This window comes from Rhizobium freirei PRF 81, from assembly GCF_000359745.1.
Taxonomy (GTDB): Bacteria; Pseudomonadota; Alphaproteobacteria; order Rhizobiales; family Rhizobiaceae; genus Rhizobium; species Rhizobium freirei.
On record NZ_AQHN01000056.1, the window covers coordinates 82,380 to 97,619 of the forward strand.

At 60.7% G+C, this 15,240-nt stretch carries 14 protein-coding genes; 9 read left to right on the forward strand and 5 right to left on the reverse strand.

From position 1 onward, the window contains the following. Window positions 1-31: 31 nt before the first annotated feature. The 3 genes from RHSP_RS12345 (at window position 32) to RHSP_RS12355 (ending at window position 2,982) form a co-directional block, all read left to right on the forward strand. A complete protein-coding gene (locus RHSP_RS12345) occupies window positions 32-943 on the forward strand; it encodes a LysR family transcriptional regulator (RefSeq protein ID WP_037151537.1) in 912 nt (303 codons plus the stop codon). A 137-nt stretch (window positions 944-1,080) separates the two neighbouring features. Continuing rightward, on the forward strand, window positions 1,081-2,427 hold the full coding sequence (locus RHSP_RS12350; RefSeq protein ID WP_037151540.1) for an LLM class flavin-dependent oxidoreductase: 1,347 nt from the start codon (window positions 1,081-1,083) through the stop codon (window positions 2,425-2,427). A gap of 12 nt (window positions 2,428-2,439) precedes the next feature. Further along, the gene (locus tag RHSP_RS12355; RefSeq protein WP_004117208.1) at window positions 2,440-2,982 is read left to right on the forward strand and encodes a carboxymuconolactone decarboxylase family protein; all 543 of its coding nucleotides are present in this window, start codon (window positions 2,440-2,442) and stop codon (window positions 2,980-2,982) included. A 278-nt stretch (window positions 2,983-3,260) separates the two neighbouring features. Here RHSP_RS12355 and RHSP_RS12360 read toward each other — a convergent pair whose 3' ends face one another. Continuing rightward, window positions 3,261-3,689, reverse strand: a complete 429-nt coding sequence (locus RHSP_RS12360) for an OsmC family protein (protein ID WP_004117210.1) — start codon at window positions 3,687-3,689, stop codon at window positions 3,261-3,263. 210 nt (window positions 3,690-3,899) lie between these two features. Here RHSP_RS12360 and RHSP_RS12365 point away from each other — a divergent pair, with 210 nt between their 5' ends. Next, window positions 3,900-5,165 carry a glycerate kinase type-2 family protein gene (locus RHSP_RS12365; RefSeq protein WP_037151544.1) on the forward strand — a complete coding sequence of 422 codons (1,266 nt, stop codon included), beginning with the start codon at window positions 3,900-3,902 and terminating at the stop codon, window positions 5,163-5,165. Between the two features lie 20 nt (window positions 5,166-5,185). Here the strand turns inward: RHSP_RS12365 and RHSP_RS12370 are convergent, their stop codons facing one another. Then, on the reverse strand, window positions 5,186-5,368 hold the full coding sequence (locus RHSP_RS12370) for a hypothetical protein (protein ID WP_037151548.1): 183 nt from the start codon (window positions 5,366-5,368) through the stop codon (window positions 5,186-5,188). Between the two features lie 332 nt (window positions 5,369-5,700). On the opposite strand from RHSP_RS12370, the gene ggt reads away from it, so the two are divergent. Beyond that, window positions 5,701-7,443, forward strand: a complete 1,743-nt coding sequence (gene ggt / locus RHSP_RS12375) for a gamma-glutamyltransferase (protein ID WP_004117215.1) — start codon at window positions 5,701-5,703, stop codon at window positions 7,441-7,443. A 341-nt stretch (window positions 7,444-7,784) separates the two neighbouring features. Further along, on the forward strand, window positions 7,785-9,239 hold the full coding sequence (locus tag RHSP_RS12380) for an MFS transporter (protein ID WP_004117217.1): 1,455 nt from the start codon (window positions 7,785-7,787) through the stop codon (window positions 9,237-9,239). Window positions 9,240-9,490: 251 nt separating this feature from the next. Here RHSP_RS12380 and RHSP_RS12385 read toward each other — a convergent pair whose 3' ends face one another. Then, a complete protein-coding gene (locus RHSP_RS12385) occupies window positions 9,491-9,700 on the reverse strand; it encodes a cold-shock protein (RefSeq protein ID WP_004117219.1) in 210 nt (69 codons plus the stop codon). 368 nt (window positions 9,701-10,068) lie between these two features. Between RHSP_RS12385 and RHSP_RS12390 the strand changes: the two genes are divergently transcribed. Beyond that, window positions 10,069-10,296, forward strand: a complete 228-nt coding sequence (locus RHSP_RS12390; protein WP_037151551.1) for a hypothetical protein — start codon at window positions 10,069-10,071, stop codon at window positions 10,294-10,296. Window positions 10,297-10,439: 143 nt separating this feature from the next. Further along, window positions 10,440-11,993: a VOC family protein gene (locus RHSP_RS12395; RefSeq protein ID WP_004117224.1), complete on the forward strand. Its 1,554-nt coding sequence runs from the start codon at window positions 10,440-10,442 to the stop codon at window positions 11,991-11,993. Window positions 11,994-12,066: 73 nt separating this feature from the next. On the opposite strand, the gene RHSP_RS12400 is transcribed toward RHSP_RS12395, so the two are convergent. Beyond that, complete coding sequence (locus RHSP_RS12400) at window positions 12,067-13,344, reverse strand: L-fuconate dehydratase (protein WP_004117226.1); 1,278 nt, start codon at window positions 13,342-13,344, stop codon at window positions 12,067-12,069. Between the two features lie 42 nt (window positions 13,345-13,386). Next, window positions 13,387-14,547 (reverse strand): CaiB/BaiF CoA transferase family protein, encoded by a 1,161-nt coding sequence (locus tag RHSP_RS12405; protein WP_004117229.1) that lies wholly within the window; start codon window positions 14,545-14,547, stop codon window positions 13,387-13,389. Between the two features lie 231 nt (window positions 14,548-14,778). On the opposite strand from RHSP_RS12405, the gene RHSP_RS12410 reads away from it, so the two are divergent. Further along, entirely contained in the window at window positions 14,779-15,192 is a 414-nt protein-coding gene (locus tag RHSP_RS12410; protein WP_004117233.1) for a carboxymuconolactone decarboxylase family protein, read from the forward strand. The last annotated feature ends 48 nt before the right edge of the window (window positions 15,193-15,240 follow it).

The following is a 15,240-nucleotide window of genomic DNA, read 5'->3' on the forward strand; positions in this document are numbered from 1 at the left end:
GCATCACTATCCGAAAATTGCGAACAAAAAGATGGACAGATTCGATGCCATGCGGGTGTTTTGCCGGGTCGTGGAGCGGCGCAACTTCACGCTGGCGGCCGAAGACACAGGCCTGCCCCGCTCGACGGTGACGGATGCGATCAAGCAGGTCGAGGCGCGTCTCGGCGTGCGCCTGCTACAGCGCACGACGCGGCATGTCAGCCCGACGCTCGACGGCGAAGCCTATTACCAGCGCTGTCTGCGAATCCTTTCCGATATCGAGGATGCCGAAGGCGCCTTTGCCGGGGCGAAGCCGAAGGGTGTATTGCGTGTCGATCTGCACGGCACGCTCGCCCGGCACTTCGTCCTGCCGAACCTACCATCCTTCCTGGAAACCTATGCCGACATCGAATTGCAGATCACCGAGGGCGACCGGTTCGTCGATCTCATCCGCGAGGGCATCGACTGCGTGCTGCGCGTCGGCACGCTGCAGGATAGCGACATGATCGGCCGCCGCGTTGCCATGCTGGAAGAAGTGACACTTGCTGCGCCGATCTATGTGAAGCGTTTCGGCATGCCGGCCCATCCCGACACACTCGACGGCCACCGCATGATCGGCTTCCGCTCCTCCGCAACGGGTGGGCTCTTGCCGCTGGAATTCCAGATCGACGGTGCGGTACGCGAAATTACCTTGCCGGCCACCATTTCCGTCAACGCCGCCGAGAGCTATCTTGCTGCGGCCAAGCTCGGTCTCGGCCTTATACAGGTTCCGCGCTATCACGCCGAGGAAGCGTTACGATCAGGCGAGCTGCTGCATGTCCTTCAGGACTATCCGCCGACGCAAACGCCGGTCTCGATGCTCTATCCACGCAGCCGCCAGCTTTCGCCGCGAGTGCGTGTCTTCATAGACTGGCTGGCCAAGGTTTTCGCCGGACAGAACAGCGTCGAAACCCTGCCCGGATGAATATTCCGCGAAAGCGATCAAATAAATGAAATCGGCTCTTTGAATGCGCGAGGAGCACGCCTACGTCGTTATGCATGATCCCGCGGGCGGTGCCGTTGCGACGTCATGATAGCCCAACGATTTTCGAGAGAGAGCCGATGACCGAACAGAAGCAATTGAAGCTCGGGGCCTTCATGCGTCCCGTCAGCCTGCATACCGGTGCCTGGCGTTATCCCGGCGCCTATCCGGACGCCAACTTCAATTTCCAGCACATCAAGAGCTTCGCGCAGGAGCTGGAAAAGGCGAAATTCGATGCCTTCTTCATGGCCGATCACCTGGCGGTTCTCAACATGCCGATCGAAGCGCTAAAGCGCAGCCAGACCGTCACCTCCTTCGAGCCCTTCACCCTGCTTTCGGCGCTCGCCGCCGTCACCGACAGGATCGGCCTCGTCGCCACCGCCTCCACCACCTTCGACCTGCCCTATCACATTGCCCGCCGTTTCGCCTCGCTCGATCACATCAGCGGCGGCCGCGCCGGCTGGAATATCGTCACCACATCCAACCCTGATGCCGCCCTTAATTTCGGCCTCGAAGAACATATGGAACATGGCGAGCGCTATCATCGCGCCCGCGAATTCTACGATGTCGTCACCGGCCTCTGGGACAGTTTTGCCGATGACGCCTTCATCCGTGATCCCGAAAGCGGCATCTTCTTCGATCCCGAACGCATGCATGTCCTCGGACACAAGGGCGAGGAACTCAGCGTTCGCGGCCCGCTCAACATCGCCCGCCCGCCGCAGGGCTGGCCCGTCATCGTGCAGGCCGGCCAATCCGACGCCGGCCGTCAGCTCGCCGCCGAAACGGCGGAAGCGGTCTTTGCAGCGCCCCGCAATCTCGCCGACGGCAAGTCGATCTTTGCCGATATCAAGGGACGCATGAAGGCAATCGGCCGCGACCCGGATCACCTGAAGATCCTGCCCGCCGCCTTCATCGTCGTCGGCGATACCATCGAGGAGGCGAAGGCCAAGCGGGCCAAGCTCGACAGCCTCGTCCATTACGACAGCGCCATCGCTTCGCTTTCGATCGCGCTGGGGCACGATGCTTCCAAATTCGATCCAGATGCTCCGCTGCCGGAAACGCCGGAAACCAATGCCAGCAAGAGCGGCCGCGAACGCGTCATCGCCCTTGCGGAAACGGAGAAGCTGACTGTGCGCCAGCTAGCCCAGCGCCTCGGCGGCTATGCTGGCCTTGCCTTCGTCGGCACGCCGCAAAGCATCGCCGACGAGATGGAGCAATGGTTGCACGAGGAAGGCTCGGACGGTTTCAACGTCGTCTTCCCCTTCCTGCCGCAGGGCCTGCTTGACGTAACGACCCGAGTTGTTCCAGAGCTTCAGCGCCGCGGCATCTTCCGTCGCGACTACGAAGGCACGACATTGCGCGAGCACCTTGGCTTGCCGCGTCCGGAAAACCGCTTCTTCAAGGCAACGGCTGCGGCAGCGCAGTAAAAAGAGAATGACATGAGCCATATCACGCCGATCGACTACGAGACCGCTTCCGACGCCGTACGCGCCGAACATGACCGCGAGGTGCAGCTGCGCGGCCGCATGACGAACATGAAGCGAACATTGCTGCATTCGCCGGTGGCGCATCGCATCTATGCAGAGTGGTTTCCCTTGCGCGAAGAGCTGCGCCCGGCGCTGGACGATCGCGCCGTCTGGCTGCTTTGCCAAGCCATCGCGATCGAATGCCGCTCGATCATCCCGGTCGGTTTCTTCCGGCGTGCGCTGATCAATGCCGGCTTGACGCCGGAAACGATCGTGCCGAGCGAGGACGAAGCGCTCTTGATCGAGTTCGGCAGGGCGATCGTCAGCGATTCCAACGCCATTCCCGAAGAAATCTGGACGCGGCTGAAAGCGCGTTATGACGAGCCGACGCTTGCCAATCTCGTCGCCTTCGCGGGGATCATGATCGCCACGGCCATCTACAACAATGCCGTGAAGGTCGACATCGATCCGGAGCTTGGGCCTTATCTCGAAGGGTTTGAGTTTCCGCCGAAGTGAGGAGCCGCGACGGATGCCGAGCCATCTCGCCCTTGGCGGGCGAGAAAGCAATTTCATTGGTTTAGGAATTGCGGCATGAAGCGTTCTACATTCTCGAAGCCTCGCGCAATTTCTAAGCCATTGAAATTGCAAGAGAGGGGGACCGCGTCTTGCTCGTTCCACTTCCGGCAAGCAGATGCGTCCCTGCCTACCCCGCCCTTGCAAAATCTAGCACTTAGCCTTGCGGCTAAATGCTGATTTTGCTTTCCCGCCCGCAAGGGGCGGGATAGAGCTAAAACTCACCCAGAAATGACAGTCGAAAACTGGGGATTGCCGCGGATCGTGTTGCTGACGGTGCAGATCTCGTCTTCGGCGGCATGTGCGATCGCATTGCGCACCTCATCGCTGAAATCGCCCTTGATGGTGAAGGCAATATTGAATTTCTCGACGCGGGAAAGGCCTTCGGCCGCCTTTTCGCCCGTAACGACGGCCGTGACTTCGGTGAGCTTGTCGAGCACGCCGAGGCTGCTTGCCGCCATGCGGGCGCTGAGAACAAGACAGGCCGACAGCGACGAATAGAGCAGATCGAGCGGGTTGAAACCGGGCTGCGACGGCGAGGTGACGATGTCGATCTCGCCGCCCGTCACCGACGTCACATGCGGAAATCCCGTGCGGCCGACCGTTGCGGTTGCGCCCGTCTGCCTCGTCTTCACTCTCAGTTCGGCCATATCGAAAATCCTTGAAATAAAAGCGGGAAACTCTTTTCCTCAACATAGGGATTCATCGTGCCGGACACAATTGCAGTTCCTGGCCCTTGCGTCTTCGAACCAGTTAAGCCACCAAATGGTTACAGGCTCCTAGAGCAATTCCAGGAAAAGTGCGTAGCGGTTTTCCGTCCGGAATCGCGTACAATCATTCTAGCAGACAGGCAGTTCGACATGACCGTTTCCGATCCCCGCGCCTTCCTGACCTCGCTGTTCGCTGCCGCCGTGCGCGCCGCCGATCCGCTGACCGGCATCCGCGCCAATCTGCCGAAAAAGCCGAAGGGCCGGACGATTGTCATCGGCGCCGGCAAGGGCTCCGCCCAGATGGCGGCCGCGCTGGAGCAATGCTGGGATGGCCCACTGGAAGGCCTGGTGGTGACGCGATACGGTTTCTCCACCCCCTGCCGCCAGATCGAGATCATCGAAGCAGCCCATCCCGTACCCGACGAGGCCGGCCTCGTCGCCTCCCGCCGACTTCTGAAACTTGTCGAGGGGCTGACGGAGGGCGATCTGGTGATCGCCCTGATCTCCGGCGGCGGCTCGGCCCTGCTGCCCTCGCCGGCAGGCGAGCTTAGCCTTGCCGACGAGATCGCCGTCAACAAGGCGCTGCTTGCCTCCGGTGCGCCGATCTCGGCGATGAATGTCATTCGCAAGCATCTGTCGACCATCAAGGGAGGCCGGCTCGCGGCAGCAGCCCATCCCGCCAGGGTCGTCTCACTCGTCGTTTCGGACATCCCCGGCGACGATCCGGCGCTGGTGGCATCCGGCCCGACCGTGCCCGGCGCGGGCACGCGCACTGAGGCGCTCGACCTTATCCGCCTCTACCGCATCGAGCTGCCGCCGGCCGTTCTCGCCCATATCGAAAAGGCCGAGGCCGATGCGCCGCGCCCGGACGACCCGCGCTTTGCCGGCAATGAAGTCCATCTCATCGCATCCGCCGGCGTCTCTCTGGAAGCCGCCGCCGAGATGGCGCGTACCGCCGGCATCGAAGCAGCCATACTCTCCGACGCCATCGAGGGCGAGGCTCGCGAAGCTGCCCATGTCCACGCCGCCATCGCCCGCGAAGTGCTGCATCGCAACCGCCCCTTCGCCAAGCCGATCGTGCTGCTCTCCGGCGGCGAGACGACGGTGACGCTGAAAGGCAAGGGCAAAGGCGGACGAAATTCGGAGTTCCTGCTATCGCTGGCGATCGATATCGACGGCCACACCGGCATTCACGCCATGGCGGCCGACACGGACGGCATCGACGGCAGCGAGGACAATGCCGGCGCCTTTGCCGATGCGGGCACGGTGGCACGGCTGCGCGAGGCTGGATTGATACCAGCCGAGATGCTCGCAAGCAACGATGCCTGGACAGCGTTCAACGCGATCGGCGGTCTATTCGTGCCTGGCCCGACCGGAACGAACGTCAACGACTTCCGCGCGATCCTGATTGTGTAGCATCGCCAAGCAACGGGAAATCAGGCAATGGCGCTGCAATCGTCGCAGCGCCAGTAGGCCGCTGCCGTCGATGACCATCGGAAGAAATGCCGGTGGCAATGGCCACATTCGATTTCAACAACATGCGTCTTTTCGGAAACGACGAGCGACTTGATCTTCGTCATGCGCTCGCTCTTCCAGCGTTCAAGCTTCGTCACGGCCATCACTACCCTCCACGCATTACTTTTGGCTCGACTGAAGGTGCATTAATGTAGATACAACTAATAAAAGAAATATTACAGCAGCCAAGTCGTCAAGCGTTCACTCGCTTTCGGAAGAACAAGGCCCCTTCGTCGATCCAATTTGCCCGATATGAGCGTTGTGGACGTCATCTGGCTATGGGCCGCACTCGTCCGGCCAGGAGCCCCCACATCCGTTGCCGGCTCATATCGAAATCGCGGCCACAAAATTTGCAACTGCGGATATCGCCATTTTCGTCAGAGGCACCATTTCAAGGATGGACTTCATTCCCAAGCCAATAACGGGAGGCATCATCATGCGCCAATTCCGCCACCGGGTGATTTCATCGGTGACCCTGATTACCTTTGCTCTCTTCTCCGCAACAGCGAGAGCAGCCGCCCCGCCTCCGGTCGAGGCAGAACATGGCATGGTGGTCACCGCGCAGCATCTTGCCACGGATATCGGCGTAGAGGTGTTGAAAAGCGGCGGCAATGCTGTCGACGCGGCCGTTGCCGTCGGTTACGCGCTGGCGGTGGTTTATCCGACCGCCGGCAATATCGGCGGCGGCGGCTTCATGACCGTCCGCATGCGGGATGGCAAGACGGACTTCCTCGATTTCCGCGAGCGCGCGCCGCTGGCGGCCACCAAGGGCATGTATCTCGACGACAAGGGCAATATCGTCAAAGGCGCGAGCACCGCCGGTTATCTTGCTGTCGGCGTCCCTGGTTCGGTCATGGGCTTCGAAACCGCTCGCGAGAACTACGGCACGAAGTCCCGCCAGGATCTGATGGCACCCGCCATTCGCTATGCCAAGGAGGGCTTCACGCTGAACCAGGCCGACGCCGCCGAGCTGAATGAAAACAAGGATTGGCTTTCACGCGATCCGGCCACCGCCGCGATTTTTACCAAGGCAGACGGAAAACCCTTCGCGACGGGCGATAAGCTCACGCAGCCGGATCTCGCAAATGCCCTCTCCGGCATTTCGGATCAGGGACCGGATGGATTCTACAAGGGGCCGGTCGCCAACGCCATCGTCAAGGCAAGCCAGGACAAGGGCGGCATTCTCGCCAACCAGGATTTCGAACAATATAAAGTCCGCAAGCTTGAGCCCGCAAAGTGCGACTATCGCGGCTACCAGATCATTTCTTCGCCGCCGCCCTCCTCCGGCGGCGTCATTATCTGCGAAATCCTCAATGTGCTGGAAGGATATCCGCTCTCCTATACCGGCTATGGCTCGGCCGAGACGGTGCATGTCATGGTCGAAGCCATGCGCCATGCTTATGTGGACCGCAACTCGGCGCTCGGCGACCCGGACTTCGTCAAAAATCCCGTCAGCAAGCTGCTGGACAAGGACTACGCAAAGACGATCCGCGACAGCATCGATCCGTACAAGGCCGGTGTCTCCGCGGACCTGATGCCGAAAGGTCTCGGTGAGAGCCACGAAACCACGCACTACTCGATCATCGATAATGACGGCAATGCCGTTGCCGTCACCTATACGCTGAATGGCTCCTTCGGCGCAGGCGTTGTCGCGCCCGGCACGGGTATCCTGTTGAACAACGAGATGGACGATTTCACCTCCAAGCCCGGCGTGCCCAATCTTTACGGCCTGGTGCAGGGCGAGGCCAATGCCATCGAGCCGAAGAAGACGCCGCTATCCTCCATGAGCCCGACGATCATCGCCAAGGACGGTAAGCCTTTCATGGTGATCGGCAGCCCCGGCGGCTCGCGCATCATCACCATCACGCTCGAGGCGATCATCAACGTCATCGATTTCGGCATGAACATTCAGGAAGCGATCGACGCGCCGCGCATCCACCATCAATGGCTGCCGGATAAGATCTACATGGAGCCGCATGGGCTTTCGCCCGATACGATCAAGATGCTCGCCGGCATGGGCTACACGGTTCAGGTCGACAACGACTGGCCGATCTGGGGCCAGTCGGCCGGCATTCTCGTCGGCGGCAAGAGCCTGAGCGACATCGCCAAGGGCGGCGGTGCCCGCTACAACGGCGCCATGGACAGCCGCGCCGGCTCCGGACTGGCGGCCGGCTACTGATGGCGACGCAATGAATAAGACCGGTGCCGCCCACGTCGGCACCGGTCTTTTCACGTCCGAATGTCTACCGAAGCGAGCACATTATCTTAGGTGGCAAAACCAACCGTGAGCATTTCGGCGCCATATCGCGCTATTCGTTCACCTGGCGTTCATCTGCCGCCGCGTTCACGCTTATGTGTGTCATTTTTTTCATCCCATCAATCAGATTTGCGGTTTCTGATATGGCCATCGCGGCCGAGCGGGAGTATACAAACCGCCGTTCAAACAGGCCTTCGCGGCCGTGACCAGACTTGCGGTTCTGTCTTCGGACCCCACCGCACCATCGAGAGCGATCCCCGACAATGTCGGATCAGATATTCCAGGCCGCCCCCGTCAGGCGGGCCGCGCCGAATTTTCGTGTAGTAGCGCTTATCGTGGCAAGCGCGATGTTCATGGAACAGCTTGACGCGACCGTGCTCGCAACAGCCCTTCCGACCATGGCAAGAGACTTCGGCGTCAGCGCGCCGGCCATGAGTATCTCGCTGACTTCATACCTTCTCAGCCTCGCAATCTTCATTCCCGCCAGCGGCGCGATCGCCGACCGCTTCGGGTCGCGCACCGTCTTCCGATCCGCCATCGCGGTTTTCGTTCTCGGCTCGCTTTTGTGCGCGCAGGCGCCGAACCTGTGCTTCCTCGTGCTTGCACGGCTTTTGCAGGGTCTCGGCGGCGCCATGATGCTGCCGATCGGCCGTCTCGTGCTGATGCGCAGCGTCGCCCGCAAGGACATGGTCAACGCCATGTCCTGGCTGCTGATCCCGGCGCTCGTCGGCCCCATCCTCGGGCCGCCGGTCGGCGGCATGTTCGTGACCTATCTCGACTGGCGCTGGATCTTCTACATCAACGTGCCGATCGGCATCATCGGCTTCATCCTCGTGACGATGTTCATCGAAGAGGTGAAAGGCCCGCGCACCGGTCGCTTCGACCTCTCGGGCTTCATCCTCTCGGGCATATCGCTCGGCTCGCTGCTCTTCGGCTTCGAAATGTCGAGCCGCGAGGGCGAAGGCTATCTCGCCATTTTCCTGATCTCCATCGGCCTCTTGTTCGGCATCGCCTATCTGCGCCATGCCCGCAGGCATCCCTCGCCGATCATGGATTTCTCGCTGATGAGGGTGCCGACCTTCCGCACCTCGGTCATCGCCGGCTCGCTGACGCGCATCAGCCAGGGCGCCCATCCCTTCCTGATCCCGCTGATGCTGCAGCTCGGCTTCGGCCTTTCGGCAGCAGCCGCCGGCCAGATCGCCATTGCGACCGCACTCGGCTCCATGGCGATGAAGCCTTTCCAGGTTCGCATCCTGCGCACGCTCGGCTTCCGCACCGCCCTCATCATCTTCGGCCTCATCGGCACGCTCGGCTATGGCCTATGTGCAATCTTCAAGCCTGATTGGCCGCTCCCCGTCATCTTCGTGACCCTGTTCTTCTGCGGCTTCTTCATGTCGTTCCAGTTCACGGCCTACAACACGATCGCCTATGACGAGATCGAGCGCGACCGCATGAGCATCGCGACGAGCTTCTACTCGACCTTCCAGCAGCTGATGCTGTCTCTCGGCATCTGCGTTGCTGCCCTTGCCCTGCATGGCTCAACGCAGTTCCTTGGCCACGCCAAGCCCGAAATGGCGGATTTCTCTGTCGCCTTCGTCGTCGTGACGGCCATCGCGCTTCTCGCGGTGATCTGGAATGCCAGCTTCTCGCGCACCGCCGGCTCCGAGATCAGCGGCCATCGCCGCAAATCGCCGGAAGACAGCGTCGGCGAGCATTGAGCTGGCTCAAGCTCCAAATACGAAGTCGAGGAAAAGCGCCGATTACGCATCGACACTTAGAGCATTTCCAGGACGAGCGCCGTGGTTTTCCGTCCGGAATGCTTAAAAAAACAAGAAGATAGAGCGGCTTATCCACACTGCAGAAGCAGGCTCAGGACAAACAAAAAAGGCCGGGCTAACCCGACCTCTTCCTTCATTGTCTCAACGATCTATGCCCGTACATACGTGGTCAAAGACCGGAAACAAGTGTCTTACAGGGCTTCCAGCTGATCAGCAGACACCTTGCCCGAGCGCTTGTCCTTGACAAGCTCGTAAGAGATCTTCTGACCGTCGCGCAGCGTGCTCATGCCAGCGCGCTCAACGGCTGAAATGTGGACAAAAACATCCGTCGCGCCATCATCGGGCTGAATGAAGCCAAAACCCTTTGCTGCATTGAACCACTTTACAGTACCTGTGCTCATAACGATGACCTTTCAATCACTCATACGAAGACGCCAATCCAGACAACACCCGGATGGCAGTAGACCGATTTTGGGAGGTAAGTTCGTCAATGTCGCGCAGAGTGCGTCGAGGCAAAGCTCATTCACAAATATCGATTATTGTCATGTATCCGATAAGCTCAGCCGTCACAAGCAGAAACATCTAAAATATCAGAAGCCTGGACGGCTCGTCTAAAAATGGCGCGAGCGACGTCAACCGACGACGGAATTGCCTCATCAATGCTTAAGCGTCCACCGCCATAGGATGAAATTAATGTCTTGTGCATGTGGTCGATGAGCTTAGACTATTGAGGCCGACATCGGCACCTATGCGAGCCTAGGAGGCCAACATGACGCCACCGAATAAAGACAGCCTGTTCGGCTCCAAAAGACAGGCACCGTCAGCCAAGGCCGATCAGCTCGATTCCACCGTCAAGCAAATCCTCGCAAGCGAGCATTCGATACGCGAGAAAAAAACAGCCCGCCTGCGCGAGCTTCGTCTTGAGAAGGAAGCATCGCAGTCGCCGCCGGAGCCCAAGACAAAATCCAAGCGAGGGACTGCAAAAACTCCGGAATAGGCGAAATCGAATCTGACAAGTAACGCGGGATGAAACCAGCCTTGCGCATTTTGTGAACAGTGCCTCCACGGACGGCGCATTGCATTGAACAATAGCCGCGGCCTAAATAGCGACCAGAACGGAATAACAGTCTGGAGCATCCCATGGTCGCCGGTATCCATCACATCACGCTGATCACCCGCAAGGTCCAGGCGAATGTCGATTTCTACGTCGGCTTCCTTGGCCTGCGCCTCGTCAAGCGCACGGGCGGCTTCGAGGACGCGACGCAGCTTCATCTCCTCTATGGCGACGCCAAGGGCTCGCCCGGCTCGTTGATCACCTTTCTCGTCTGGGAAGACGGCTCTCCCGGCCGTGCCGGCGTTGGCCAGGTCGGCGAGATCTCGCTCGCCATCAATCCGGCAAGCATCGGCTTCTGGCTGACACGTGCCTTGAGCGCCGGCCTCAAGCCGGAGGGTCCCTCGGACGAATTCGGCGAGCCTGTCCTGCGGCTGAAGGATCCGGATGGCGTCATCGTCAAGCTGGTGGGAACGAACGCGCTGCAGGCGGCAGCTCCTTGGACGAGCGACACCATCCCGCAAGAACACGCGATCCGCCGCATTCGCGGTGCAACGCTGTTCAGCGAAACACCCGAGGAGACCCAGGCAATCCTGGTCGATCACTTCGACTATCGGCCGCTTGCCGCCAACGGAGCGATCAGCCGACTCGTCTCGGCACCGGGCGATATCCTCGACATCCGCGATGCTCGCGGCTTCTGGGCAAGCGCGCCTGGGACCGGCACGGTCGATCATGTCGCTTTTCGCGCCAGTGACGATGCTGAGCTGCAATCGGTTCGCACCGTACTGCAGGCCGTCAGCGCCTGGCCGACGGCGATGCATGATCGCAAGTATTTCCGCTCGCTCTATGTCCGCGAACCCGGCCGCATCCTGTTCGAACTCGCAACCGACGCGCCCGGCATGTTGATCGACGAGGACGAAGCAACACTTGGCACGCGTCTCTTTGCCCCCGGCGACAGTCCGAAGCTTCTGGCTGAGCTGAACGTGGTGCTGCCGCAGTTCTCCATGCCGGGAGAGCCGCGCGTCATCTATCGCGATCTGCCCTTCATTCATCGCTTCTTCACGCCCGAGCAGCCGGACGGCAACGTCTTCATCCTGCTGCATGGTTCCGGCGCCAACGAAACGACGATGCTGCCGCTCGGCCACGAGATCGACCCCGACGCTACGCTGCTCACCGTGCGCGGGCGCGCGCTCGAGGAAGGTGCGCCGCGCTGGTTCCGTCGCAACGGGCCGATGACGTTTGATCAGATCGATATCGCCAGCGAGGCCGAAGCCTTTGCGGCCTTCATCGATGGCGCTATCCATGCCTACGGGCTCGATCCGGAACGTATCGTCTATGTCGGCTATTCGAACGGCGCAAATCTGCTGAATGCTATGCTGTCGCTGCACCCGCACGTCATCCGCCGCGCCGTGCTGCTGCGCTCCATGGCCGTGCTCGAAAATCCGCCGACGATTGATATGTCGGATGTCGACGTGTTGGTGGTGGCTGGCGAGAAGGATCTGTACGGCCCATACGCTCAGCCTCTCGCCGAACGCCTGCGTGACGGCGGCGCGAAGGTCGAGCTTGCGACGGTGCCTGCCGGTCACGAGTTTGACGATGCAGACGTGCCGGTCATTCAGGCTTGGTTGAACAAGTCCGCCTGACGCGCATCTTCTGAGCATGAACGACAAAAGCCCGCCGGATGGCGGGCTTTTGCTTTGAGCGATACGGCCGGGCTTAGCCCTTGAACGTATATTCCGCAATCGATTCCGGCTTCATCTCGATCGAGAAGCCCGGCAGGCTCGGCGGCATGTAAGCCGCGTCGCGGATGATGCAGGGGTCGATGAAATGCTCGTGCAGGTGATCGACATATTCGATCACACGGCCGTCCTTGGTGCCCGAGACGGCGATGTAGTCGATCATCGACAGGTGCTGCACATATTCGCAAAGCCCGACACCGCCGGCATGCGGCCAGACCGGCAATCCGTACTTGGCAGCGATCAGCAGCACCGCCAGCACTTCGTTGAGGCCACCCATACGGCAGGAGTCGATCTGCACGATGTCGATGGCACCCTCGGCGATGAACTGCTTGAACATGATGCGGTTCTGGCACATCTCGCCGGTCGCGACCTTCACCGGGCCGATGGCCTGGCGGATCTTGCGGTGGCCGGCAACGTCATCCGGGCTGGTCGGCTCCTCGATGAAGAAGGGCTTGGCGAAGGCAAGCTTGCGCACCCAGTCGATCGCCTGGTTGACTTCCCAGACCTGGTTAGCGTCGATCATGAGGTAGCGGTCGGGGCCGATCACTTCGCGGGCGATGGTCAGGCGGCGAATATCGTCCTCGAGATCGCGGCCGACCTTCATCTTCACATGGTTGAAACCCGCGTCGATCGCTTCCTGGCACAGGCGGCGCAGCTTGGCATCGTCATAGCCGAGCCAGCCGGCAGACGTCGTGTAGCAGGCATAGCCCTCGCGCTCGAGCGTGGCGATGCGGTCGGCCTTGCCGGCTTCCGCCTTTTTCAGGATGGCGACCGCCTCATCGCGCGTGAGGACGTCGGTCAGATAACGATAATCGACGATATCGGCGATATGCTCCGCATCCATCTCCGAAACCAAGCGCCAGACCGGCTTGCCGGCTTCCTTGGCGAGCAGATCCCAGACGGCGTTGACGACCGCGCCGGTCGCCAGATGCATCGCACCCTTCTCCGGGCCGATCCAGCGCAGCTGGCTGTCGCTGGTCAGATGCCGCCAGTATTTGCCGGGATTTTCCAGAACGGTCGTAAGCTCCGTGCCGACGACCAGATGCCGCATCGCCTCGATCGCCATGCAGCAAATGTCGTTGCCGCGGCCGATGGTGAAGGTCAGGCCGTGGCCGGCAAGCCCAGGCTTGTCGGTATCGAGAATGACATAGGCCGCCGAATAATCCGGATCCGGATTCATCGCGTCCGAGCCGTCAAGGCTCTGCGATGTCGGGAAGCGCAGATCGAAAACGCGAAGATTGGTGATGCGCGTCATTGGAAAACTCCTTCTAAATCCATCGCGACCTCCCCGACCCCTTTAACCGAGGTCGAACTCCTCCCAGAGCGCCGCATTATGCTCGCCAACGTGCGGGGCCGCACGCTCGAATTTCGGACGCTGCCCATCGACGCGGATGGGCGAGCGGGTGGTCTGCAGGCTGACGCCATCGTCGCGCCCGACCGTCTGCAGCATGTCGAGAACACGGAAGCCGTCGCTGCCGAGAAGCTCCGGCCAGTTCAGCACACGCGCACACCAGATGTCGGCAGGTTCGAGGATGGCAAGCCAGTCGTCAACATTGCGGGTGGCAATGCGCGCAGCAATCAGCGCCTTGATCTCGTCGCGCGTCGCAAACCAGCTTTTCTCATGATCGCGATAGGGCGCCAGTTCCTCCATGCCGAGCAGATCGGCAAGCTTGGAAATCGGCGTCATGGCAATGGCGAGATGGCCGTCGGCGGCAGGATAGACGCCATAAGGCGCCGAGAGATAGGCATGAGCGCTGCGGACATGGGAGCGCTCGGGCAGCTTGTGGCCGTCGTTCATGTGCACGCTCAGCACTTCGACCTGAAGATCGACTAGAGCTTCGAGCAAGCTGGTCTCCACCAATCCGCCCTCGCCCGTCACGCCACGCCGCACCAGCGCTGCGAGAATGCCCTGCGCAGCCGCCGCACCCGCCAGCATATCGCCGATCGCAAGGCCGAAGGGCACGGGACCCTGCCCCTCGTCGCCGTTCAACCACATGACGCCGGAGCGTGACTGCGCCAGAAGATCCTGCCCCGGCCGCGAGACCCACGGTCCCTCTTCGCCGTAACCGCTGATCGAGCAGTAGACGAGGCGCGGATTGAGCTTGTTTGCAGCCTCGTAGTCCAGACCCAGCCGTTCGATCACGCCAGGACGAAAATTCTGTACGAGAACGTCGGCCTTCGTGATGAGCTTGCGCAGCGCACGCATATCACGCTCGCTCTTCAGGTCGATCGCCAGACTTTCCTTGGAGCGGTTGATCGCATGGAAGATCGTCGAATCGCCGCTCTCATGGTCGCTAAGGTAAAGCCCGCGCGAAAGATCGCCTCCGGCCGGCCGCTCGATCTTGATGACCCTGGCGCCGAGATCCATCAAGCGGAGCGTACAATAAGGACCGGACAGGAACTGGCTCATGTCGACGACAACAAGCCCGGCCAGTGGCAAGTCCTTCTTTAGCGCCATTGATACTCCCGCTCCCCTGACATCGCTCCGGCTCAAAGCGCCTCTCCGCCTTGAGGACTATCCTCGTCACCGGTTCCTGCGTCAGCCTCAATCTTCTTATGTGAATAGTATTTTCACATATGGATGATTTTTGCAAACGAAAAGAGGGGGGAATTCGAGCCCCATCCTGCCGACGCCGCGGAAAAATGCGCTATGTTCCGACCGAACCGGAATTGCTGAAGGAGATGGGGAATGACGACAGTCAAATTGCTCGACGATGCGGAAGCGGAGGCCATTCCCGCGGTCAAGGCTGTTTTCGACGATATTCGTGCGGTCAGAAAGTCCGATTTCGTCAATAATTTCTGGCGCGGTCTGGCGAACGACCCCGCATTACTGAGGCGCACCTGGGAGGGCTTGAAAGCAGTCATGATGGCGGAAGGGGCGCTCGATCCGCTGGTGCGCGAGATGATCTACATCGCCGTCTCAACCGCCAACGGCTGCACCTATTGCGTCCATTCGCACACCGCCGCCGCCAAGGCAAAAGGCATGACCGATGCCCAGCATGGTGAGCTCTTGGCGGTCATCGGCCTGGCCGGACAGACGAACCATCTGGTCACGGCCATGCAGATCCCCGTCGATCCGGAATTCGACGCCGGTAGGCGCTGAAAAGGTAAAAGGCCCGCAGGCATGCCGGCGGGCCTTCCGTAAACGTTC